We start from the raw sequence: 22,120 nt of genomic DNA, 5'->3' as shown, positions 1-22,120 counted from the left end.
ATCAGCCTTTCCGGGTGGGGCGGACGGTGGGGGCGACGACGATGCGGTCGGCGGCGGCGTTCCGGCGCACCCGTTCCGGCGTCGCCGCCTTCGCAAGGGAGGCCAACGCGACGAACCACGCTTTCGGCATGTCGGTGGGCAGGCCGATGGGAATGCCGGCGAATTTCGGCGTCTGTTGGAACGGATGACCGGGCTCCTCGAATCCCGGCGCCGTGCAGTTGATGCAGGCGTAGCCGCCACGGGTGCAGGAGCCTTCGCCATTCCACAGGCGGGTGTTGCAGTCGGCATGCGCCTGGGTGCCGAGGCAGCCCATATGCTCCATCAGGCAGCCGAGATCGGACGGCTTTTCCGCACTGGCCTTGTATTCGTAATACTCGTTGCGCGGACAGCCATGGTGGACCAGATGGTCGGCATAGAAGCGCGGACGCTGGTAGAGGTCGAGGTCGGAGGCGGCGAGGGCGTTTTCGGCCAGCAGCATCAGCGTCTCGGTCACCCAGTTCGGATGGGTCGGGCACCCGGCGACATTGACCACCGGCAGTCCGCCCTGTGCGCGGAACTCCGCACCCAAGGCGCCGCCGCGCTGCGTGCCTTCATACTGAAGGCCGCAGGCATCGGCGATGTTCTCGCCGCCCGCTGTGATGCCGCCGAAGGCCGCGCAGGTGCCGACGGCGACCACGGTGCCGGCGACGGCCGCCAGATCGCGGGCCCAATCGATGGTCGGCCGGCCGGTCCCCGCCAGAACATGGAAGCGCCCGGTGCCGTTCGGTCCGCGCAGCAGCGATCCCTCGACGCACAGCACGTCCAGCGGCTCCGCCCCCGACAGGATGCGCTCGAACAGCTCCACCGCCTCCGCCCCGGTCTCTTCCGACAGGCTGGGGTGCCAGAGCAGGCGGATACCGGCGGTCTCCAGCAGCATCGGCAAATCCGGGGATTCGGCGCAGAGCAGCGACATGGTGCAGCCGCCGCAGCCGCCCGACTGGAGCCACAGTACCGACAGCGGGCGTTCTCTCATCGTCCGGCTCCTTCACGCTGACCGGCGGCCGGCAAGGTCAGGGTGAACTGCGCCCCAACTTCCGGATGATTGGCGGCGGACAGCGCGCCGCCATGGTCGTGCACCAGCTGATAGCTGATCGACAGGCCGAGGCCGGTGCCCTTGCCGACAGGCTTGGTGGTGAAAAAGGGATCGAAGACACGGGCCAGGATCGCATCGGGAATGCCGTGGCCGGTGTCGCGGAAGGTGACGATGACCGTCCCAGCCTCCTCCCGCCCATGCAGTTCCAGCCGCTTGACCGCCGCACCGGCCATGGCGTCGATGGCGTTCTGGACCAGATTCATCGCGACCTGATGCAGATGACCGGGATGGCCGGCAATGTCCAGCGTGTCGGGCAGATCGAAAACCACGGTTAGATCGGGCATCTGCGCCTTGGCGACCCAGGTGACTGCGGAACGCAAGAGTCCCGTCAGATCAAAGCGTTCCGAGGCATGCTTCTGTTCCGACGAGAAGCGGCGAAGCTCCGCCACGATGTCGCGCACCCGCTCTGTCCCCTCCAGCATGCCGTCCAGCGTCGCCGCGGCATCGGCACGGGCGCGGTCGATGCGCAGGTCCTTGCGCAAGCCCGCCAGTTCGGTCGCCGCGGCACCGTCATGCACGCGGTCGAGATAGGCGGTCATCCGGTCGACATAGCGGCGCATGGCATGGGCGTTGCCATAGACGAAGGAGATCGGGTTGTTCAGTTCATGCGCCACACCCGCCACCAGCCGGCCGAGCGAGGCCATCTTTTCCGAATGGACCAGCTGCTGCTGGGTCTGCTTCAGCCCTTCATGGGCGGCGGCAAGGTCGCGGTAGGCGCGGCGCAATTCCCCGATGGGCCGGCCGACCAGAACCATCCCGATGGCATGGCCGCGCTGGTCGTAGCGAACCGTGCTGTTGACCGCGACCGGGAAGGGGCCGGTGGGGCCGCGCAGCGACAGCTCGACATCGCTGACCTCCTCGCGCTGGAGGGCGGCGCTGCACAGCCGGGCGAAGGCGGGATGGAAAGCCGGGTCGAGGAAATCGCGTAGCGGCCGTCCCGTCAGGTCACGCCCGGCGCAACCGAGCGCCCGTTCGGCCGCCGGGTTGGTCTGCTCGATCCGGCCATCGCGGTCGCAGGCGATCAGCACGTCGGTCATGGAGCCCAGAACGCTGGCGATGAAGGCCTGCGCCTCCTCCAGCTCCGCGTTCTTGTGCTCCAGCTCCACCTGTTGCGTCACCAGATTGGCGTAGGTCTCGTCCATCTTCCGGATCACGTCGATCCAGGCGCTCTCGGCGTCGGCATCGGACGGGATGCCGGGGATGGAGAAGGGCTGCGACAGGGGGGCGGTCATGGCGGCCAGACTAGCATGCCGGATGACCCGCGGTGTGGACGATTTCAGGCGGAACGGGTCAGCCGGATCGCATCAGGCCGACCAGACCGACCACAGGCCGGCAAGCCCGCTCAGCACCAGCACATAGAGCGCGAAGTCGAACAGCGGCGCGTGCCACACCCAGCCATAGGCGCCGACGGCGCGCAGTCCCCGCCGCAGCAGCGCCGACACCGCCCAGGCGACCACGGCCATGATCAGCAGCGGCGGCAGGAACAGGCCGTAGACATCGATTTCGCCGATCATGCGCGTGCCCTTTCCTGATGCATGGTTGGAGGGATCTCCTCGTTGGCCAGAGGCGGCGGTTGCAGGGCTGCGCCCGGGAACAGGCTGCGCCGCAGCGAGGCAAGCGCCACCACTGCCCGGTCGCGCTCGGGGCAGGGCGGGGCGGTGCCGATGGCGGACAGAAGCTCGTCCATGCTGCCCAGCAGCTCGGCCGGCGCCGGGTCGGGCCGTTTGGCCGACAGGGCGCGGAAATGGACGGCGACGCCACGCAGAAGCCGATCCAGCGCCGCTCCGCCTGCATGGCCCAGCACCGGGCGCGCCCGCTGAAGCTCGACGATGTTCAACCCGACCCGCAGGTCGCGCACCGCATCGATGGCGTCGACATCGACCGACCCGCCGGCCTGCGCCAGCCGGGCGGACAGCAGGCCGACGCGGTCCAGCATGCGGCTTTCGAAGCCGTCATTGGCCGGCACCCCGCGCGTCCGCGCCATATCGGCGATCTCGCGCCAGCCGATGTGCAGCAGGCGCCGGGCGCTCCACGCCGCGCCGACCGACCGGCACATGCGGGTGACCAGCATGGCGCCGACGATGCCGACGATCTGTCCGATGCTGCTGTTCAGGAAGGAGGCGAAATCGCCGTTGCCGGTGTCGAGCAGGCTGAGCGAGCCGCCGACGCCGAAGATCAGCGCCATCGCCTTGCCCATCGTCGCCGGGCGCGCAACGAAGATGCCCAGCGTCACCAGCGTCGGCGCCAGACAGAGCACCAGCATCGGGAAGCTGTCGAAGGACGGCAGGACCACCAGCAGATAGAAGGCGGACAGCGGCAGCGAAGCCATCGTGTAGACCAGGAACAGGCGGATGCCCGGCACCGGATCGTCGAAGGATGCGAAGAAGCAGGTGAAGACCGCCACCATCATCGCCGCCGCCGATCCGGACGACCAGCCGGTCAGGATCCAGAAGGCGCAGACGCTGGTGATGCCCAGCAGGGCAGCTGCCGCCGACCATGCCGCCATCCCGTAGTCCAGATGGAAGACGCCGCGCGAGCGCTTGCGGGCCAGCGGATCGAGATGATCCGGCAGGGCCTGGTCGCCCGTGGCCAAATGCGCCCGCAGGTCCCGGCAATCGCGGTGGATTTCCACAAGCGACCGCAGACGGCGGATGAAGCTGAAGCGGGTCGCGGCCTTCCAGCCGTCCGCCGACTGCGGGGACTCCGCCGCTTCCAGCCGGTCGAGCCGGTCGATCAGCCGGGCGGCGTCCGCCGGATCGGCGGCTGCACCGGCGGCGATCCAATCGCGGACCGCGGCCACCACCGGCGCCAGATCCGGCGGCATCGCGCCATCCGGGCGGCGCAACGCGCCCAGCCGGTCATGCACAGCGGTCAGCACCGGCAGCAGATAGACCATGCGGTCCTGCAAGGCCCGCATCGGCCGGGTCATCCAGCGCAGGTCGGAGGTGTCGTAGGGCAGGTGGGTGGTCATCACCCGCAGTTCGGTCAGATCGGTCGCCATCTTGTGGCGGTCGCGCAGCCGCGCGTCGGTGGCGACCCGCTCCAGCGCGTCGAGCGTCCAGCGTTCCGCATCGCGCAGCGAGGCATCGAGCTTGCCGAGCAGGACCGGCCCCATGCCGCGCGGCAGGATGACGCTGTGGATGACGGTGGCGCAGACGATGCCGAGGATGATCTCCTCGACCCGGGCCAGCCCGGTGTCGAAGATGGCCTCCGGATTGGCGACGCCGGGGAAGACGATCAGGCCGGCGGTGTAGCCGGCCAGCATGAAGGCATAGCTGCGCGGCGTGCGGTCCAGCAGCGAGATGAACAGGCAGCCGCCGACCCACAGCCCGACCGCCAGCGACAGCAGTTCCGGCGCATTGACCAGTTCGACCGTCAGGACGATGGCGGCGATGCAGCCGACGACCGTGCCGGCGACGCGGTACACCGCCTTCGACCGCACGGTTCCCGACAGCGGGCTCGACACCACATAGGCGGTCAGCATCGCCCAGAAGGGCCGTGGCAACCCCATGCCGAAGGCGATGTAGAGCGCCAGCATGGAGGCGGCGAAGGACTTCAGCGAGAAGACCAGCTCGTTCAGGGAAGGGACCCAGGAAGATGCTTTTGGCATGGCCGTGTGCTCACTGCCCGGCCGGCAGCTGGGCAACCTTCGGCGTGCTGTCGGGAGACCCGATCACCGACACGGTCGCGGTGCGGCCGGCGACCAGCTGCAGGCCGTCCGGGACCTCGTCCAGCGCGATGCGCACGGGGATGCGCTGGGCCAACCGGACCCAGTTGAAGGTCGGGTTGACGTTGGCGACCAGTCCCGTGCCCTCCGCCCGGTCGCGGTCGACGATCGCGCGGGTGATGCTGTCGACCCGGCCGCGCAGATCGGCGCCCGCCCCCATGATGCGGACGGAGACTGGCGCGCCGACATGGATGCGCGGCAGCTTGGTTTCCTCGAAATAGCCCATGACATAGAAGGAATGGCTGTCGATCAGCGCTACCACCGCCTGACCGGCGGCGACATAATTGCCGGCCTTCATCTGGAGGTTGGTGACATAGCCGTCGACCGTCGCCTTGACCTCCGTCCGCTCCAGGTTGAAGCGGGCGAGGTCCAGCGCCGCCTCGGTCTGCTTGGCGGCGGCGGCGGCCTTGGACATGGCCGACGCCACCTCCTGCTTCTGGGCGGTGGAGACGACGTTGGTGCCCAGCTGCTCGTACCGGCGGGCTTCGGCGGTTCGGTAGGCCAGTTCCGCCTTGGTGCTGTCGAGGTTGGCCTGGGCCTGTTCCACCGCCAGCTTGTAGCGGCCGGGATCTACGACGAACAGCAGGTCGCCCTTGTGGACCAGCTGGTTGTCGGTCACGCGGACGTCGGTCACCAGACCGGCGACGTCGGAGGACACCTGGACGATGTCGGCACGGACGCGGCCGTCACGGGTCCAGGGCTCGTTCATGTAATAATCCCACAGCCACAGCCCGCTGCCGGCCGCCGCCACGGTCACCAATAGGGTCACGGCGATCCGGACCACGGTCCGGAAGGAAGGAAAGAGTGTCACGGTCTTGGTTCCTCAATCACCGCACCGATGCGACCGGAGGTCGCCGCGGCCGGAACCGGCCATGGCGCGCATCCCCGGAGAACACGGCACGATCAGGTCTGTTCACGCTTGGCGTTGGCTTCGATGATGGAAAGCACGCGGTAGCAGGCCTCGACATCGGCCTCCCCCGCTTCCGCCATCAGGCGCTGACGGACGTCGTTCAGCGCCTCGTTCACCTGCACCAGCAGGTGCCGGCCGGCATCTGTCATGTGCAGGGTCTTCGCCCGGCGGTCGCAGGGATCCTCGCGCCGCTCCAGCAATCCAGCGCTTTCCAGCCCGTCGAGCACACGCACGAGCGACGGGCCTTCGACGCCCATCTCCTCCGCCAGCTCGCGCTGGCGCAACCCGTCGCCAAGTTCGGCCAGCAGCATCAGCGGCGTGATGGCCGATGCGGAAAAACCGCTGTCCGCCAGTACCTTGTTCGCCGCCCGCCGCCACAGATGGGAGGCGCGGAACAGGTGCAAGCCAAAATTCGGAGGAAGGCGCAGAGCCTTATCTTGTAGCATTCCTATTTAATAGGTTTGCTATCTAAATCCAGCAAGAGGCAGGTGTGGTCCTGAGGCCCCGTTCGCCGCATGGCTGGAATGCCGCAGTGCAAAAAGCACGACGGCCCCGCCGGTCGCCTGCGTGGCGACCGGCGGGGCCGGGAGATAGTTCCCCTCCGGGCGTATCGGTTGGGGATGCGATGTTCAGGCGGTCTCGACCGTCCGGGTGCGGACGCCGAGCAGGATGGTCAGGACGGCGATCAGCAGCAGCACCGCTCCGGCCATCATGGTGAACACCCCGGTCAGGCCGCTGACACCGAAGATGGCTCCCCCGCCGCGGCTCCCCGTGGCAATGGCGAGTTGCACCGCGGCGACGATCAGGCCGCCGGCGCTCTGCGCCTCGTCGGACACGGCACGGGTTATCCATGTCGGTTACCGACATGACGCCGCTCCAGTATGTCACTGAACTGCGGATGCGGCTCGCCGCGCAATAGATCGCTCGGCTTATGGAATTAGTTTCCATAATGTTAATTATGTGTTTTTTTCTTTGTAAGCGCAAAGCTAAACTGTCAGTCCCTCGCATGGCCGGGTTGCATCAAGCATAAGCGAATTTAACAAGAAGAACTGGCATTTTCGAAATACTGGAGGCATACGGTCTCCCCAACCGGCTCTATGGAGGGGTCCGGTGCGTCCCTTCGGACAGTGGACGCTTTGGCGCAACTGTAACTCCAATCTTTTTGCTCAATCGCATACCTATGGTGTTTAACCTCGGCCATCGAAATACTCCTGCCGTTCTGGAAATGACATGTTCATTGGGTCTATAAGAAAATCCATAATGAATATCTGGGGCGGTATGGGGCTGCGTGTCCGGCTCGAAATTTTTATCGTAACCGCATTCTTGCCATTGGTTGGTCTTGTTCTGTCGCTCTACCTGCAGCAATGGAACGCCGACATCGAACATGCCCGTCAACGCGTTCTGATGCTTGCCGAGCAAGGTGCATCCCAGCATGCCGATGCCATCGCGCGGGTTCGCGAGACCTTGCAGACGCTGGCTTTGATCCCCGAGGTCCGGAGGGACGGGGCCGAGGATTGCGGCCCGCCCCTGCGCAGGGCCATGGCGTTCCAGCCCTGGAGCACCGGCTTTGCCGTCGCCGCCCCTGACGGCCGGATTATCTGCCGGACGGGACTTGGCAGCAGCCCGGTGACGACGGTGGCGGATCAGGATTACTTCATGCTGGCGCTGGCCACGAAGGCATTCAGCACCAGCAATTTCCGCATTGGGCGAGGCTCCGGCAAGCCTCTTCTCGCCGCCGCCCTGCCCCTTCTCGATCAGGATGGTGCCGTCAAGGCGGTTCTGTTGACCGGACTGGATTTGAAATGGCTGGGCGACCTGACGAGGGAGGCCGCGGAAGCTCCCGGAACCACGGTGACCCTGTTCGACGCCGAGGGAACGATCCTGGCGCGCGAACCGGGGCCGAGCGCCCTGATTGGCAAGCCCATGGCCGACCATCCCGTCACACGCGCGATCTTCCAGGCCGACTTCGGCATCGTCGAGCGTCCCGGTTTTGAAGACCATCCGCGGATCATCGGTTTTGCGAAGCTGGAGGACACCGGCGGGCGGATCGCTGTCGGGGTGCCGCGCGATCTCGTCCTCGACGAAGTGAACGGCAAGATCATGTGGGGCATCGCGATCCTGGCCGGCGTCGTTGCAACGATCGTCGCCGGCGTCTGGTTCCTGCTCGACGTCCTTGTCCTGCGCGGGCTGCGTGACCTCCAGCGCTCCGCCACCGACCTGTCGGCGGGGCGGATCGATTCCGTCTCGAAGAGTGCCGCAGCCGGATTCCAGACACGGGAGATGGGCAACGCCGCGCAGGCGATCCACGACATGGGCGCCACCCTGCATGGCTTCGCCTACAAGGATCAACTCACCGCCCTGGGGAATCGCCGCTACCTCGAAGCCAGGGTTCGGGAGTTGGCCGACCTGCCGCCCGGCAGGCGCCCGACGGTGGCGACGCTCTGCATCGACCTGGATGGCTTCAAGCCGGTGAACGACCGCCACGGGCACCATGTCGGCGATGCCGTGCTGGCGGAGGTCGGGCGCCGGCTGCTCAACTGCGTGCGTGACGGCGACGAGGTCATCCGGCTCGGCGGCGACGAGTTCCTGGTCTGCCTCGCACTCCCACAGGCAGACTGGCTGACGCCGCAGGAGGTCGCGGCCCGCATCATCGCCTCGCTGTCGGCTCCGATGAGGCTGGAGCAAGCGGAAATCGGTATCGGGTGCAGCATCGGGATGGCGCTGTGGCCGGTCGACGACACGGATTTCGACACGGTCCTGCGCTATGCCGACCAGGCATTGTATGCCGCCAAGCGCAATGGACGCGGGCAGGTCGGCCTGCATGGGCGTCCGGTTCCTGCGTCGGCCGATGCAGCCGGCGGCGGCTCCGCCTAGGCTGCCCGGTCTACAACGGCGTCCGCCCTCGCCGCTTCCACCGCCCGCTCCGCTCGGTTATCGTCGCGGACTTTCACCTCCCCGCAATCGGAGACCGTAAGACATGACCCGCAACATCGACCGGCTGCTCGACGTGATGGCGCGGCTGCGGAATCCCGACGGCGGATGCCCGTGGGATCTGGAGCAGACCTATCGCACCATCGCGCCGCACACGATCGAAGAAGCCTATGAGGTCGCCGACGCCATCGAGAAGGACGACAAGGCCGCCCTGCGTGAGGAACTGGGCGATCTGCTGTTCCAGGTCGTCTATTACAGCCAGATGGCGCGCGAAGAGGGGCTGTTCGATTTCGACGAGGTCGCCGGGGTCATCACCGACAAGATGATCCGCCGCCATCCCCACGTCTTCGGGCCGGAGGAGGTGAAATCGTCGGACCAGCAGACTTCGCGCTGGGAGGACCACAAGGCGGCCGAGCGGGCGGCCAAGGCCGCCGAGGAAGGCCGGGCGCCGTCGGCGCTGGAAGGCGTCATCGCCGGGCTGCCGGCGCTGACCCGGGCGCTGAAGCTGCAGAATCGCGCCGCGCGGGTCGGTTTCGATTGGACCGACGCCCGCGACATCCTCGACAAGATCGAGGAGGAGGTGCAGGAGCTGCGGGCCGAGATGGATGCCGGTTCGGCGCAGGAGCGGGTGGCGGACGAACTCGGCGACCTGCTGTTCGCGCTGGTCAACCTCGCCCGCCGGATGAAGGTGGAGCCGGAAACGGCGCTCCGTGGCACCAACGCCAAGTTCGAACGCCGCTTCCACCGGATCGAGGCGCTGCTGTCCGCCGAGGGACGCAAGCCCCAGGACGCCACGCTGGACGAGATGGAGGCCATGTGGCAGCAGGCCAAGCGCGAGGAGCGCGGCGAAGCCTGACTGGTCAGTAGCCCCAGCGGTCGAAGGCGAAGGCCCACCGGCGGCGCACCGCGCGGCGGGCCTGATCCTCAAGATCGTGCCGGGCTCGGCGATAATCGCGCACGCTTGCCAGATAGCGTTCCATTTTCGGCTGAACCGGCGCGAAGGGGCCGAGATCGAGCCCGTCATAGATCCCGGAAAGCGTCTCCAGCGGATCGGCGACGAAGCGGTCGTAGCGGATCTCCACCAGCCGGCCGGGCGGCAGCAGCGCCCGGTCGCAGTCGAACCGGGCCATCATCGCCGGATAAAGATCCAGCACCAGATCGTCCACCGCCCGCGGATCGTAGGATTGCAGCGAGAATTCCCGCAGCAGGGTCAGCAGCATGCGCCGGGTCGAGCTGAAGACCTCATAGGGGTCGCGGTGGATGTGGACGAAAACGGCATCGGGCCGCAGCGCCAGCAGTTCCGCGAGCTTCGGCGTGTGCGCCGGATTCTTGATCAGCAGCCGCCGTCCGCCGTACTGGATCTGCATCTTGCTCAGGTAATGGTCCATTCGGCGGCGCCACAGCGCGATGGCCTTTGGCCGGCATCCCTCGAACAGCACACCCTGGCGGAAGGCGCGGTGCAGGTGCCTGGGGAAGAAGATGCCGTGGTAGTAGGACAGCGGCTGCATCAGGGCCAGCGCCAGTTCATCCTCCTGCGGAGAGGTCGGATCGACCGGCATGGCGTCGATGATGCGGTCGGGCGGCAGCCACTCCTCCAGCCGCGCGCGCCAGAAGGAATTCAGGCCGAGGAAGCCCCAGGGCAGGCCGACCGCCAGCGGATCGGGGGCGGCGAACCTCGCATCCTGTGCCAGCAGATTCAGCAGATGGGTGGTGCCGCTGCGCCAATGGCCGAGGATGAACAGCGGCGGCGGCCCTGCGGCCCTGCCCTGCCCGACCAGCTCCGTCACCCGCCGCCGTTCCAGCAGGTCGAGCGGTGCGCGGATCGCGGCGGCGCCCAGCGCGGTCGCGACGCGATGCAGGTGCAGCGGCCCGACACCGCCGCCATCGCGCAGAACCTTTGCCAGCGTGGCGGCATCGGCCCCGGCCAGCGGGTGGAAGATGCGGTGGCCGTGGCGGCGCAGCCAGGGCGTCATGGAACACCTTGTCCCGGCTCCACCCCCGGCCCCGGCCCAGCCGGATAGGCCCTGCCGCGCCATTCCGACGGCTTGCCATGGCGGGCGCGCAGCAGCGCCGTCCATTGGATCGCCAGCATGATGAGCACGCCGACCGGGTGCAACAGGGCGCCGACGACGCTCTGGCGGAAGCGGACGGCCAGCAGCAGGCGGAAGAGCAGCCCGGCCGCCGCCGCCAGCCCCGCCAGCACGACCGCCGAAATGGGCAGTGGACGGAGCGCCGCCCAGCCGAGCAGAACCCAGGGCATCACATGGCCGTTGAACAGCAGCAGCGTCCAGACCGGCAGGGCGGCCGGGGTCGCCATTCCCTCCGTCGCGTTCTTGGAAAAGCCGGACCACACCTCGCGCCAGCCGCGATACATCCGGCAGCGGGCAAAGCCGGTGGCGTCGAACAGGTCGGTACCCTGCCCCGCCCGACGGAAGGCACGCGGCAGCGTCACCCCATCATGCAGCGACGTCGCGATGGCCGCATGGCCGCCGGCCTTCAGATAGGCGTCCCGCCGAACCGCGATCAGCTGGCCGCAGGCAGCACCAAAGCGCGGATCGGCCGATCGCCGCATCGCCGCCATCGGCAGATAGCCCAGCAACAGCAAATGGATCAGCGGGATCACCAGCGCTTCCGCCAGCGTTCCGGTCTCCTCGCGCGGGAAGCCGCTGACCAGACCGCATTCACCCGCCAGCAGGGCGCCGCCGACCCGGCGGGCCGCCGTCGGCGACAACCGCACATCGGCGTCCTGGAACAGCAGAACCGGGTACCGCGCCAATCCGGCGAGCATCTGACAGGCATGCTGCTTGCCTGACCAGCCCGGCGGCAGCGGCGGCGCGCTCTCCAGACGAACGCGCGGATCGCGGGCGGCGATGGCCTGGACGATCTCCGCCGTGCGGTCGGTGGAGTGGTCATCCAGCACAACCACCTCGACATCGACACCACGGCTGAGCAGGGCGGCGTCGACGGCGGCGGCGATGCCGGCTTCCTCGTTGCGGGCGGGGATCAGGATGCTGACGGCGGTGCCCGGCGGCGGCTCGACGGTCGGGCGGCGGTAGAGGAACAGGTTCACGATCCCCTGCCCCAGCGGCAGCAGGGCCAGGAGCAGCGACAGCGCGGCGATCAGGACGATGACGCTCATGGCCCCTCGATCTCCTGCTGCATCTCCTGCTGCCGGGCCGGTCCTTGCCGGCTGCTCCCTTGCCTGCCATCCTCCTCCCGGCTGCCATGGCCCGGAGAGAAGCTCTGTCCGCCGGCCAGGGCGCGCAGCCGGCGCCACAGGTCGTAAATGCCGCCGACCCCGACCATTCCCTCGATCAGCGTCAGGAAACGCGCCGGGTCGCGGCCTTGCGCATCGAGCGCCAACTGGTCCATCACCGTCTCCAGTCGCTCTTCCAACTCCGCCGCGATGTCCTGCACCGGCAGACCGGCAAAAGCGGCGGCTTCGAAGGGTTGGCCGAACCGCATCAGCGCCTCCGGCGTGCGCTCGTCCCAGAACGGGTATTCGACCGCCAGCGGCACCACCAGGGCGGTGGGCATGCGGCGGACCAGATGGGCGATGCCCGGCCGCAAGGTCACCGGGCGGCGGCGCGGGTCGGTGAAGGCACCCTCCGCCGTGATCCACAGCATGGCGCGCGGGTCGCCCAGGATGTGTTCGGCGTTGCGCAGGAAGGAGACGGCTCCGGCGCGGCCGGACTCCAGCCCGAACAGGCCGATGCGGCGCATGAAGCGGTAGCGGCGCAGCATCTCCGCATCGATCGGCCCATAGCCCGGCCGGTCGTGGAAGCGGGTGGTGCCCATCACGATCAGCAGTGCCGGATCCCACCAGGATGGGTGGTTGAGATAGACGATGACCGGACGGCCCGGCGGCAGGGCCGGCCAGCCCGGCCGCGCCAGCCGCACCGCATGGAAGCCGCGCCGCAGCCGCCGGGCCATGACGCCACCGAAGAACCAGCAGAGCAGCCGGGACCGTAACGCAACCGGATCGTCCGTCATCCTCCCGCCGCCTTCCGTCAGGCCACGGCGCGCGCGGAGCCTGCCCCGGCATCACCGTGGACGCCGTCGCGCATGTCCTGATCGAGGCTGTCGGCGGCGATCCAGCCCGACATCAGCACCATCGGCATGCCCGGCCCGGGATGGGCGGCTCCACCGGCCAGATACAGGCCCTCGACATCGCGGGAACGGTTGCCGGGCTTGAAGGCGCCCATGAAGCGGCCATGGCTCGCCAAGCCATAGATGGCGCCGTTCAGCACATTGTAGCGGTCGTTGATGTCCTGTGGCGTCAGCACATGCTCGACCCGGATGCGGTCCTCCAGATCGGGCATGCCGGCGGTGCGCTTCAGCTTGTCGAACACCACGCGGCGGTAGGCCGGCAGCATGCGGTTCCAGTCGTGACGCTCGCGCAGATAGGGGGTGTGGACCAGCACATACAGCGCCTCGCCGCCCGCCGGTGCGACGCCCGGCTCGGTGCGGGCCGGAGCGGCGATGTAGCAGGTCGGGTCGGGTGCCGGCTCGCCCTGGCGATAGATCCAGTCGAATTCCTCTTCCGGATCGCGCGAGAAGACGAAGTCATGGTGCAGCAGATGATCGTAGGCGCGGTCCAGGCCCAGATAGAACACCACGCCGGAACAGGCCGGCTCGTAGCTGCGGCGCTTGGCGAAGCGCTTGGCCGGCGGTCCGCCGATCAGTTCCTGATATGTGCGGACCGAATCCATGTTCGACACGGCGGCCGAAACCGGGATGCGCTCGCCGCCGTCCGTCTCGACCGCCACCACCCGGCCGCGTTCCACCTGAAGACGGCGAACACCGGTGTTGGTGCGGATTTCCACGCCGAGCCGCCTCGCCACCCGCTCCAGCGCCGTCGGCACGGCACGTGTGCCGCCCATCGGATACCAGACGCCGTCATTGGTCTGCATGTGGGCGATGGCGCACAGCACCGCCGGAGAGCCGTAGGGCGAGGATCCGACATACTGGGTGAAATGGTCCAGCATCTGCGCCGCCCGCGCATCCGGCACATGGCCGCGGATGGTGCCGGCGACCGTGCTGCCCATGCGGAGCGCCAGCACGTCCGACAGGGTGCTGGCGTTGAAGCTGTTGCGGAAGTTCAGCGTGTCGCCGAGATCCTCCACCGACTTCCAGAAGAAGAAGCGTTCGGAGATGCCGTGCAGCCGTTCCGACATCGCCTGGAAGCGGCGATAGCCCTCCCCCGCCCCGCGGCCGGGCGCCAGCCTGTCCAGCTCCGCCGCCATGGTTCCGACATTCTCCGACAGGTCCAGCACCGTGCCGTCGTCGAAGAAGCAGCGCCATTGCGGCTCCAGCCGGACCATGTCCAGCTCCTGGTCCAGATCGCAGCCGGCCTCCTCCAGGATTCGGCGCAGGACGCGCGGCACCGTCAGGATGGTCGGCCCCATGTCGAAGCGGAACCCGCCTTCCTCCAGAACGGCCGCCTTGCCGCCGACCCAGGCGTTCTTTTCCAGCAGGGTCACCTTGTGCCCGCGCGCCGCCAGCACCACCGCCGCCGCCAGTCCGCCCAGGCCCCCGCCGATCACTGCGATCCGATCCGTCATGCCATCCCCCCTGCAACGGCCTGCCGCAGCATGCCGGACAAGCCCATGGTCTTTGTGCGCCAAGGCGTCGGCAGGCCCAGTTCCTGGGCCAACAGCCGCGCCGTGATGCGTGCGCCTTCGAAAATGACCGGCAGGCCACTGCCGGGATGGGTGCCGCCGCCCACCAGATAGACGCCGTCCAGATCCTCGAACCGGTTGCGCGGACGGCGGTGAAGCATCTGGTCCAGGCTGTGCGCCAGATTGAAGGTGGCGCCGCGGTGCACGGCGAACTGGCTGTCCCAGTCGGCCGGCGTCACAACCCGCTCCACCCGGATGCGGCGCTTCAGATCGGTCAGGCCGAAGCCGGCCAGCCGGTCGAGCACCAGCCTGCGGTAATGCGGCGCCTCCGCCTTCCAATCGATGTGGCCGCGCTGGTGGCCGACGGGCACCAGGATGTAGAGCGTGCTGCCACCCGGCGGCGCCAGATCGGGATCGGTGACGCAGGCGTTCTGCACATAGATCGACGGCTTGCGCGGCAACTCCCGGCACTCCTCGATCTCCGCGAGGTTGCGGGCGTAATCCTCCGCCAGATAGACGGTGTGGTGGTCCAGCCCGTCCACTTTGCCTTCGATGCCCAGATACATCATGAAGGTGGAGCAGGAGAATTTCTTGGTGGCGAGGCGGGCGTCGCTCCAGCGCCGGCGCAGATCGTCTGGCACCAGCGTGGTCATGGCGCGGGCGAAGTCGGCGTTGATGACCAGCGCGTCGGCCGGATAATCGCCGGCGTCCGTCCGCACGCCGACGGCGCGGCGGCCCTGGAACTTGATATGGCGCACCGTCTCGTTCAGCCGGACGGTGACGCCCAGGCTTTCCGCCACCCTCCGCATCGCCTCCATCACCGATTCCGTCCCGCCGCGGGGATGGAAGATGCCGTGCTCATGCTCCAGGAAGGACAGGATGGTGAACAGGCTGGGACAGCGGAAGGGCGACATGCCCAGATATTTGCTCTGAAACGAGAAGGCGAGGCGGATGCGCGGATCCTGGAAATAGCGGGACAGGTCGCGGTCCACCGAGCGGTGTGGCGCCAGCCTGCCCAGGGCCTTCAGCATCGGCAGCGAGGCGAGCGCCCAGGGGCTGGAGAAATCGGATTCCAGAACCGGGCGGAAACGCTCCATCTTCGCCCGGTTGTCGGCCAGGAAGCGCGGAAACCCGTCGGCGTCGCCCGGGCTGAGCTTGGCGATCTCCGCCATCAGCGCTTTCACCTGGGCATGGACACGCAGGTCCCCGCCGCCTTCGAACACCAGCCGGTAAAGCGGGTCGAGGCGGATCAGGTCGACCTCGTCCGACAGCCGCCGTCCGCAGGCCTCGAAGATTTCCTCCAGAATGCGGGGATAGAGGAAGAAGGTGGGGCCGCTGTCGAAGCGGTAGCCGTCAAGCGAGAAGCCCGCCGACCTGCCGCCGATGCGGTCCTGCCGTTCCAGCACCGTCACCTTCGCTCCGGTGAGCGCGAGGAGCATCGCGGATGCCAATCCGCCCGGTCCCGCGCCGATGATCACGACTTGTCGTTCCATCCGCTTGCCAAACGCTCCTGCGCTGCAAAATTCAGTCGTGATCTTTACGAAGCTGGGTCGAAAATGGATCGCAACAACAACCCCTCTCCTGATGTCTTATCTCCTTGGATAAGAAAAGCGATCCCTCGGGGGGCGGTCGGCTTTACGGCATGGTCCGAACGAGATATTTCTCTACGCCTTTCCACTATTCGTGGACTTCGCCACCGGATCGCCGCCGGTGCGGAAGACCTCGTCGAAGCATTGCAGGCGCGGCCCGGCCGAACCGCTGCCGAGAGCGTCAGCGCGGAAATCCTGCCGCTGGCGGAGGCCTGCCGGTTTCTGGAGCGGGAAGCGTCCAGGCTGCTGGCGCCGAAGCGGCTGGGTCGGCGCGGCCGTCCGGTCTGGCTGTTCGGGGTGGAGGCGGAGGTGCGGCGGGAGCCGGTCGGCACCGTGTTGATCGTCGGTCCGGCCAATTACCCCCTGCTGCTGCCGGGCGTTCAGGCGGTCCAGGCTCTGGCGGCCGGAAACCGGGTGCTGGTCAAGCCGGCACCGGGATGCAGCGCACCGATGATCCTGCTTGGGGCTTGGCTGGAGGAGGCTGGATTGCCGCCTGGGCTGTTCCGGGTGCTGGACGAATCCGCCGCCGCGGTGGCGGAGGCCATCGAGGAGGGCATCGACAAGCTGGTGCTGACCGGATCGGCCGATACGGGACGGGTGGTGGCGGAGAAGCTGGCCCGGCATCTGGTGCCCTCGACGATGGAGCTGTCGGGCAACGACGCCGTCTTTGTCCTGCCGGGTGCGAATCTGGAACAGGTCGCCCGCGCCCTGGCTTTCGGCCTTCGGCTCAACGGCTCCGCCACCTGCATTGCGCCACGGAGGGTGTTCGTCACCCATGGCATGGCGGCGGGCCTGGAGGCCGCTCTCCTCCGCCATGTCGGCGCGATACCGGCGGTGCCGGTGTCCCCGCCGACCGGACGCCGGCTCGCCGCCCTTGCCCAGGATGCGGTGGCGGGCGGAGCCCGTGCGCTGGGCGCTTTGCCGGGGGAGGACAGTCCGGCGATGGCGCCGCTGATCCTCGCCGACGCGACGCCCGACATGGCGCTGCTGCGCGCGGAGGTCTTCGCCCCGCTGCTGTCGCTGGTGCCGGTGCGGGACATGGAGGAGGCGCTGACGGTTGCGGCCGGCAGCCCCTATGCGCTGGGGGCATCCGTGTTCGGGCCGGAGATGCAGGCCCGGGAATTGGCCGGACGGATCGACGCCGGAACCGTGACGATCAATGACCTCATCGTGCCGACCGCCGACCCGCGCCTGCCTTTCGGTGGGCGGCATGCCAGCGGCTGGGGCGTCACCCGTGGCACCGAGGGGCTGCTGGAGATGACGCAGGTGAAGACCGTCTCGGTCCGCAAGGGGCGGCTCCGCCCCCATTTCGACCAGCCGCACGCCGGTGACGAGGCGCTGATGCTGGCGGCGCTGCGCCTGTTCCATGGCGGGCCCGGCACCCGCGGCAGAGCGCTGCGGCGACTGGTGCAGGCGGTGCGCGGACGGTCCGCCGGATGACCATGGGCCTCACCTGACTGTGGCCCACGACTGACTTTGACCCCAACGAAACACGGATGACCGGATGCTTGCCCTGGCCCTTGCCCTTCTGATCGGCGCCGTCGCCGGCTCGCGCACCTTGATCGCCCCGGCGGCCGTCAGCTGGGCCGCTTATGGCGGCTGGCTCGACGTGTCGGGAAGCTGGCTGTTCTTCCTCGGGCATCCGGTATCGCCCTGGGTCTTCACCGCCATGGCGGTGGTGGAACTGGTCGTCGACAAGCTGCCGACCACCCCCAGCCGCAAGCTGCCCTTCCCCTTCGCCAGCCGCATCGCCGGCGGCGCCATCGCCGGTGCGGCCATCGGGACGAATGCCGGATTCTGGATCGGCGGGCTGGTGGCCGGCGGCATCGGCGCCGTGGTGGGCACACTGGTCGGCTATGCCGCCCGCATGCGCATGGCCGCCGCATTCGGCCGCGACCGCCCCGCCGCCCTGCTGGAGGATGCGGTGGCGCTGGTCGCGGCCCTGCTGATCGTTTCCGCGGCTTGAGGGGCGGCTACCCCTAGACGCCCCATCGCTCGGGTCGCGATCTTCACAGCACCTCGCTGACGAGGAAGCGGACGGCGTGCAGCGGCGGTTCGTATACGCTCATGTTTCCGCACTCACGCCGCGGTCTCGCTGTAGGCCCGGCGAAGCTCCCGCTTCAGCAGCTTGCCGGCGGTGTTGCGCGGCAGGCTGTCGACGAAATGCACCTGCTTGGGCAGCTTGAAGGGCGCCAGATGACCGCGGCAATGGGCGATCAGACCCTCGGCATCGACGCTCCGGCCGTGGCGCAGCACGACGAAGGCGGTCACCGCCTCGATCCATTTCGGGTCGGGCAGCGCCACCACCGCGACCTCGGCGACGGCGGGATGGGTGTAGATCGCCTCCTCCACCTCGCGGCTGGCGACCACCACGCCGCCGGTGTTGATGACGTCCTTGATGCGGTCGACGATGTAGAGATAACCGGCCTCGTCGAGATAGCCGACGTCGCCGGAATGGAACCAGCCGCCCTGGAAGGCCTCCTCCGTCTCGCGCGGCTTGTCCCAATAGCCGACCATCAACTGGGGGGAACGGTGGACGATCTCGCCATGGCTGCCCGGTGCCAGATCGTTCATTTCCAGATCGACGACCCGCGTCTCGACATTCAGTACCGGGCGGCCGGCGGAGGCGGGGCGCTCCTCATGCTCTTCCGGTGTCAGCACGGTGGCGAGCGGGCCGATCTCGCTCTGGCCGTAACAGTTGAAGGGCTTGGCGTTGGGCAGGCGCCGGCGAAGCTCCTGCAACACCGGAACCGGCATGATCGAGGCGCCGTAATAGAGCTTCTCCAGCGACCCCAGATCATGCGCGTCGAAATCCGGATGGCGCAGCAGCCCGACCCACACCGTGGGCGGCGCGAAGAAGGAGGTGATGCGGTGCGCCTCGATCAGTTCCAGGCATTGCTTCAGGGCCGGAGCCTGGATCAGCAGGGTGGTGGCTCCGACCATCAGCTGCGGCATCAGGAATACATGCATCTGCGCCGAATGGTAGAGCGGCAGCGCCGCCAACGCCCGGTCGCTCTCGGCGAAGCGGCAGTCATGGATGGCGCTCTCATACTCCGCCAGCAGGCCGCCATGGGTCATCATCGCGCCCTTCGGTGCCGCGGTGGTGCCGGAGGTGTAGAGAAGCTGGACCACCGTATCAGCATCCACCGCCACGTCGATGTCCGCCGGGGTGCCCCGTTCCTGTGCGATGGCCAGCACGTCCAGATCGCCGGCACCGGCAGCCAGCGTCCCGATCCACTCCATCCGCGCCGCTTTCCCGGCATCGGCCAGGATGCCGGCCAGATCGGCGTCGTGCAGCACCATCCGCGCGCCCGACTGCGTCAGGATGTAGGACAGCTCCTCTCCCGTCAGGGCGTAGTTGACCGGCACATGGATGAAGCCGCCGACCGCGCAGCCGAGCCAAGCCACGACATAGGCGTCGGAATTGCGCCCGAAGGCGGCCACCCGGTCGCCCGGCCGCAGACCCATGTCGTGGAGCCGCCGGGCCACCCGCTTCGCAGCCTCATGCAGGCCGGCGAAGCTCCAGTCCCGGCCGTCGTAGCGCAAGGCGATGCGGTCGCCATAGCGCCGCGCCGCCCGTGCCAGAGCCCCGCCGATGCTGGTGCCGCGCGCCGCGGCGATGGCGTCCTTGGCAACGTCCATGGGCATGCGTGTCCTCCCGGTTCTGCAAGGTTCTGACGCCGTCAGCCGCACACCCGGTCATGGGCTCGTCCGGCCTTTTCTTTACTGTATGAAACCTAAGTTACTTGAAAGTAGGAACCGAAACAAGTTTGCTTGGCGAACTGACTGTTTGCCGGCCTGGACATGGGCACAGCCAAATGGGAAAGCGATAGGCCGAAAGAATCAGCGAAGGGAGCCAGCACCGCATGTCGGACTCGCCATGGAAGACCGCCGCCGACCGCCGCAGCGAACGGGAGGAAAAGCGGATCGCCGTGCTGCGGACGGCGGCGCAGGCCTTCAACGAGCTTGGCTATCACGCCACCTCGCTGGACGACATCGCCCGACGGCTGAACGTGACCAAACCGACGATCTATTATTATGTAAAGAACAAGGAGGAGATCCTGTTCGAGTGCGTGCGGATCGGGCTGGAAATGCTCGACAGCGCCTCGAACGACGTGACCGGTCATGGCGGCAGCGCCTATGACGAGCTGGTGGAGGTGATGATCACCTATGTCGACATCGTCACCATGGATTTCGGCATGTGCGTGATCCGGGTCGGCGAGGAACCGCTGACCGAGGACAGCCGCCGTACCCTGCGCGGCCTGAAGCGTCGCATCGACCTGAAATTCCGCAACCTGATCGAACGCGGCATCGCCGAGGGCAGCATCGTCCCCTGCGATCCGAAGATCGCCGCCTTCACGCTGTCGGGTGCGCTCAGCTGGGTCGCCCGCTGGTACAGCCCGGACGGCGATCTGGACCCGGCGGAGATCGCCCGCCAGTCCATCGCCCTGCTGCTGAACGGCCTGCGCCCGCGTCCCGACATGGGAGTGAATCCGCCGCCGGGTTCCCGTCGACCATAGGCCCAAAGTGCGCCTGTGGACCTGCCGCCAGCGTTGTATGACCGGCCACTGCTCTCCTTCTTATACATATGTGGGTATGCTAAAAATGAGGTGGTGAGTTGCCGTCGAGGGGCAATCCAGAAGAACATTCCTGGCGTAGAACGATCCATGCGAGGCCCCGGAACTGAGGATCGTCCAGAAGATGACCGTCGAACTGACAGATGTGCAGACGAAGAGACTTTCCACCTTCTCGATCACCCACGATGATCTGGACCGGTTAAGGGGCAACCGGGAGTTTGCGGAGCAGCGTCTTCCTGCACTGCTGACCGAGTGGCATCGGTATTTCGATGCATGGCCGGAAATCCAGGCGGCGCTGCAACGCCCTGATGTGCATGCCGCCCGTCTGGATCATTGGACGCGGGCCGTGTCCGGTCGGATCGATGCCGGCTTCGCCGAGTCCGCCAAACGGCTTGCGACCCTGTTCTACAAGAACGGCGTCCCGGCTTATGCGGTGTCGATCTGCCATTACATCGTCAGTTCCAACCTCGCCCGCGAACTCGGCCTCACCGGGGGCGACGAGGGGCTGAGAGCCGGCCTGTTCGGCGCGGCGGCCCGCCGCAACCGGACGGCACAGCTGGAGACGCTGAACAAGATCGCGTGGTTCGACATCGAACTGCTGCTGGAGACCTATCGGGTGGCGGAAGAGGAGAGCAAGCGCGCCACCCTCGACCAGCTCGCCGGCAATTTCGAAGACAGCGTCAAAAGCATCGTGGAGGGCACGGTCGCCGCCTCCAACCAGATGCAGGCCCATGCCCAGCGCATGTCCCAGATCGCCACCAGCACCAGCCGCCGCTCCGCCGATGTCGCGTCGGAGACGGAATTCGCCTCGTCCAGCATGCAGACGGTGGCCGCGGCGACCGAACAGCTTGCCAGTTCCATCACCGACATCAGCCGGCACGTCAACGAATCCTCCCGCATCTCCACCTCCGCCGTCGGTGAGGCGGAACGGACCAAGGGAACCGTCAGCGGTCTGGTGGAGGCGGCCCAGCGCATCGGCGACGTGGTCAACCTGATCAACAACATCGCCAGCCAGACGAACCTGCTGGCTCTGAACGCCACCATCGAGGCGGCGCGGGCCGGCGAGGCGGGGAAAGGCTTCGCCGTCGTCGCCAGCGAGGTGAAGAGCCTCGCCAACCAGACCGCCAAGGCGACGGAGGACATCTCCAGCCAGATCGCCGGCATGCAGAATGCCGCGGTCCAGGCCGCCGATGCGATCCATGCCGTGGGCCGCACCATCGTCCACATCAACGAGATCGTCACCACGGTCGCCGCGACGGTGGAGCAGCAGACCGCCGCGACGCAGGAGATCACCCGGAACGTGCAGGAGGTCGCGGTCGGCACCCGCCGGGTCACCGGTTCCATCGGCGAGGTCACGCAGTCCTCGTCGGAGACCGGCGGCATCGCGCAGGAGGTGCTGGCCGCCGCCGGACTGCTGCACCGGCAGGCGGACGATCTCAACCGGGGCGTCGGCGATTTCCTGACCAGCATCCGCGCTGCCCGCTGATCCGCCGCGCATGGCTGCCGCGCCCCCTCGCCTGCTGGACGGACGGGGGCGTCGGCGGGCAGCATGGGGCGGTCGCAAATCATTCGTACAGGTATGGGTTCGTGGTCAGCGCAAGGGATGGCGGCGGGAACGGCTCTGGGAAGGGCC

At 67.7% G+C, this 22,120-nt stretch carries 19 protein-coding genes; 6 read left to right on the top strand and 13 right to left on the bottom strand.

The annotated features are described in order from the left end of the window. Position 1: 1 nt before the first annotated feature. The 7 genes from ABNQ40_RS12025 to ABNQ40_RS11995 all read right to left on the bottom strand — a co-directional run bounded on the left by ABNQ40_RS12025 (position 2) and on the right by ABNQ40_RS11995 (position 6,605). The gene (locus ABNQ40_RS12025; RefSeq protein WP_109049052.1) at positions 2 to 1,012 is read right to left on the bottom strand and encodes a HupU protein; all 1,011 of its coding nucleotides are present in this window, start codon (positions 1,010 to 1,012) and stop codon (positions 2 to 4) included. Continuing rightward, complete coding sequence (locus ABNQ40_RS12020) at positions 1,009 to 2,364, bottom strand: sensor histidine kinase (RefSeq protein ID WP_109049053.1); 1,356 nt, start codon at positions 2,362 to 2,364, stop codon at positions 1,009 to 1,011. The genes ABNQ40_RS12025 and ABNQ40_RS12020 overlap by 4 nt, the downstream gene beginning before the upstream one ends. Positions 2,365 to 2,436: 72 nt before the next feature. After that, on the bottom strand, positions 2,437 to 2,646 hold the full coding sequence (locus ABNQ40_RS12015) for a DUF1656 domain-containing protein (RefSeq protein ID WP_109049054.1): 210 nt from the start codon (positions 2,644 to 2,646) through the stop codon (positions 2,437 to 2,439). Next, on the bottom strand, positions 2,643 to 4,742 hold the full coding sequence (locus ABNQ40_RS12010) for an FUSC family protein (protein WP_109049055.1): 2,100 nt from the start codon (positions 4,740 to 4,742) through the stop codon (positions 2,643 to 2,645). The genes ABNQ40_RS12015 and ABNQ40_RS12010 overlap by 4 nt, the downstream gene beginning before the upstream one ends. Before the next feature lie 10 nt (positions 4,743 to 4,752). Next, entirely contained in the window at positions 4,753 to 5,670 is a 918-nt protein-coding gene (locus ABNQ40_RS12005) for an HlyD family secretion protein (RefSeq protein ID WP_109049056.1), read from the bottom strand. Between the two features lie 92 nt (positions 5,671 to 5,762). Then, positions 5,763 to 6,215: a MarR family transcriptional regulator gene (locus ABNQ40_RS12000; protein ID WP_109049057.1), complete on the bottom strand. Its 453-nt coding sequence runs from the start codon at positions 6,213 to 6,215 to the stop codon at positions 5,763 to 5,765. Positions 6,216 to 6,398: 183 nt separating this feature from the next. Further along, positions 6,399 to 6,605: a hypothetical protein gene (locus ABNQ40_RS11995; protein ID WP_109049058.1), complete on the bottom strand. Its 207-nt coding sequence runs from the start codon at positions 6,603 to 6,605 to the stop codon at positions 6,399 to 6,401. 424 nt (positions 6,606 to 7,029) lie between these two features. Between ABNQ40_RS11995 and ABNQ40_RS11990 the strand changes: the two genes are divergently transcribed. Beyond that, the gene (locus ABNQ40_RS11990; protein ID WP_247879695.1) at positions 7,030 to 8,643 is read left to right on the top strand and encodes a diguanylate cyclase domain-containing protein; all 1,614 of its coding nucleotides are present in this window, start codon (positions 7,030 to 7,032) and stop codon (positions 8,641 to 8,643) included. Between the two features lie 103 nt (positions 8,644 to 8,746). Next, positions 8,747 to 9,556 (top strand): nucleoside triphosphate pyrophosphohydrolase, encoded by an 810-nt coding sequence (gene mazG, locus ABNQ40_RS11985; RefSeq protein WP_109049060.1) that lies wholly within the window; start codon positions 8,747 to 8,749, stop codon positions 9,554 to 9,556. Positions 9,557 to 9,560: 4 nt separating this feature from the next. Here mazG and ABNQ40_RS11980 read toward each other — a convergent pair whose 3' ends face one another. Genes ABNQ40_RS11980 through crtI form a run of 5 tightly spaced genes read right to left on the bottom strand, consistent with a single transcriptional unit; the run spans position 9,561 to position 15,814 of the window. Then, a complete protein-coding gene (locus ABNQ40_RS11980) occupies positions 9,561 to 10,673 on the bottom strand; it encodes a sulfotransferase (protein ID WP_109049061.1) in 1,113 nt (370 codons plus the stop codon). After that, positions 10,670 to 11,839: a glycosyltransferase family 2 protein gene (locus ABNQ40_RS11975; protein ID WP_109049062.1), complete on the bottom strand. Its 1,170-nt coding sequence runs from the start codon at positions 11,837 to 11,839 to the stop codon at positions 10,670 to 10,672. Before ABNQ40_RS11975 ends, ABNQ40_RS11980 begins: the two co-directional genes overlap by 4 nt. After that, positions 11,836 to 12,693 (bottom strand): lysophospholipid acyltransferase family protein, encoded by an 858-nt coding sequence (locus ABNQ40_RS11970; protein WP_109049063.1) that lies wholly within the window; start codon positions 12,691 to 12,693, stop codon positions 11,836 to 11,838. The genes ABNQ40_RS11975 and ABNQ40_RS11970 overlap by 4 nt, the downstream gene beginning before the upstream one ends. Before the next feature lie 17 nt (positions 12,694 to 12,710). Beyond that, on the bottom strand, positions 12,711 to 14,264 hold the full coding sequence (locus tag ABNQ40_RS11965) for an NAD(P)/FAD-dependent oxidoreductase (protein WP_109049064.1): 1,554 nt from the start codon (positions 14,262 to 14,264) through the stop codon (positions 12,711 to 12,713). Further along, positions 14,261 to 15,814, bottom strand: coding sequence for a phytoene desaturase family protein (gene crtI, locus ABNQ40_RS11960; RefSeq protein WP_109049065.1), 1,554 nt, complete (start codon positions 15,812 to 15,814; stop codon positions 14,261 to 14,263). Before crtI ends, ABNQ40_RS11965 begins: the two co-directional genes overlap by 4 nt. Before the next feature lie 63 nt (positions 15,815 to 15,877). Between crtI and ABNQ40_RS11955 the strand changes: the two genes are divergently transcribed. Continuing rightward, positions 15,878 to 17,350 carry an aldehyde dehydrogenase gene (locus ABNQ40_RS11955; RefSeq protein WP_247879697.1) on the top strand — a complete coding sequence of 491 codons (1,473 nt, stop codon included), beginning with the start codon at positions 15,878 to 15,880 and terminating at the stop codon, positions 17,348 to 17,350. A 64-nt stretch (positions 17,351 to 17,414) separates the two neighbouring features. Then, complete coding sequence (locus tag ABNQ40_RS11950; RefSeq protein ID WP_109049066.1) at positions 17,415 to 17,876, top strand: DUF4126 family protein; 462 nt, start codon at positions 17,415 to 17,417, stop codon at positions 17,874 to 17,876. Positions 17,877 to 17,989: 113 nt separating this feature from the next. On the opposite strand, the gene ABNQ40_RS11945 is transcribed toward ABNQ40_RS11950, so the two are convergent. Beyond that, positions 17,990 to 19,558, bottom strand: coding sequence for a fatty acyl-CoA synthetase (locus ABNQ40_RS11945; protein WP_109049067.1), 1,569 nt, complete (start codon positions 19,556 to 19,558; stop codon positions 17,990 to 17,992). A gap of 218 nt (positions 19,559 to 19,776) precedes the next feature. Here ABNQ40_RS11945 and ABNQ40_RS11940 point away from each other — a divergent pair, with 218 nt between their 5' ends. Together ABNQ40_RS11940 and ABNQ40_RS11935 are read left to right on the top strand one after the other, a co-directional pair. Beyond that, a complete protein-coding gene (locus ABNQ40_RS11940) occupies positions 19,777 to 20,430 on the top strand; it encodes a TetR/AcrR family transcriptional regulator (protein WP_109049068.1) in 654 nt (217 codons plus the stop codon). A 181-nt stretch (positions 20,431 to 20,611) separates the two neighbouring features. Beyond that, on the top strand, positions 20,612 to 21,973 hold the full coding sequence (locus ABNQ40_RS11935) for a globin-coupled sensor protein (RefSeq protein WP_109049069.1): 1,362 nt from the start codon (positions 20,612 to 20,614) through the stop codon (positions 21,971 to 21,973). Positions 21,974 to 22,120: the final 147 nt, after the last annotated feature.

Source organism: Azospirillum sp. A23 (genome assembly GCF_042938965.1).
Lineage (GTDB): Bacteria > Pseudomonadota > Alphaproteobacteria > Azospirillales > Azospirillaceae > Azospirillum > Azospirillum melinis.
This window is presented reverse-complemented; position numbering and strand designations above follow the sequence as displayed.

Bases quoted from the DNA above. Each gene is read 5' to 3' on its own strand.
- ABNQ40_RS11965 (WP_109049064.1), bottom strand. From the start codon at position 14,264: ATGACGGATCGGATCGCAGTGATCGGCGGGGGCCTGGGCGGACTGGCG.
- ABNQ40_RS11950 (WP_109049066.1), top strand. From the start codon at position 17,415: ATGCTTGCCCTGGCCCTTGCCCTTCTGATCGGCGCCGTCGCCGGCTCG.
- ABNQ40_RS11935 (WP_109049069.1), top strand. From the start codon at position 20,612: ATGACCGTCGAACTGACAGATGTGCAGACGAAGAGACTTTCCACCTTC.
- ABNQ40_RS11980 (WP_109049061.1), bottom strand. From the start codon at position 10,673: ATGACGCCCTGGCTGCGCCGCCACGGCCACCGCATCTTCCACCCGCTG.
- ABNQ40_RS12015 (WP_109049054.1), bottom strand. From the start codon at position 2,646: ATGATCGGCGAAATCGATGTCTACGGCCTGTTCCTGCCGCCGCTGCTG.
- ABNQ40_RS11990 (WP_247879695.1), top strand. From the start codon at position 7,030: ATGAATATCTGGGGCGGTATGGGGCTGCGTGTCCGGCTCGAAATTTTT.
- ABNQ40_RS11975 (WP_109049062.1), bottom strand. From the start codon at position 11,839: ATGAGCGTCATCGTCCTGATCGCCGCGCTGTCGCTGCTCCTGGCCCTG.
- ABNQ40_RS12025 (WP_109049052.1), bottom strand. From the start codon at position 1,012: ATGAGAGAACGCCCGCTGTCGGTACTGTGGCTCCAGTCGGGCGGCTGC.
- ABNQ40_RS12000 (WP_109049057.1), bottom strand. From the start codon at position 6,215: ATGCTACAAGATAAGGCTCTGCGCCTTCCTCCGAATTTTGGCTTGCAC.
- ABNQ40_RS12010 (WP_109049055.1), bottom strand. From the start codon at position 4,742: ATGCCAAAAGCATCTTCCTGGGTCCCTTCCCTGAACGAGCTGGTCTTC.
- ABNQ40_RS11955 (WP_247879697.1), top strand. From the start codon at position 15,878: ATGGATCGCAACAACAACCCCTCTCCTGATGTCTTATCTCCTTGGATA.
- mazG (WP_109049060.1), top strand. From the start codon at position 8,747: ATGACCCGCAACATCGACCGGCTGCTCGACGTGATGGCGCGGCTGCGG.
- crtI (WP_109049065.1), bottom strand. From the start codon at position 15,814: ATGGAACGACAAGTCGTGATCATCGGCGCGGGACCGGGCGGATTGGCA.
- ABNQ40_RS11940 (WP_109049068.1), top strand. From the start codon at position 19,777: ATGTCGGACTCGCCATGGAAGACCGCCGCCGACCGCCGCAGCGAACGG.
- ABNQ40_RS11970 (WP_109049063.1), bottom strand. From the start codon at position 12,693: ATGACGGACGATCCGGTTGCGTTACGGTCCCGGCTGCTCTGCTGGTTC.
- ABNQ40_RS11945 (WP_109049067.1), bottom strand. From the start codon at position 19,558: ATGCCCATGGACGTTGCCAAGGACGCCATCGCCGCGGCGCGCGGCACC.
- ABNQ40_RS12020 (WP_109049053.1), bottom strand. From the start codon at position 2,364: ATGACCGCCCCCCTGTCGCAGCCCTTCTCCATCCCCGGCATCCCGTCC.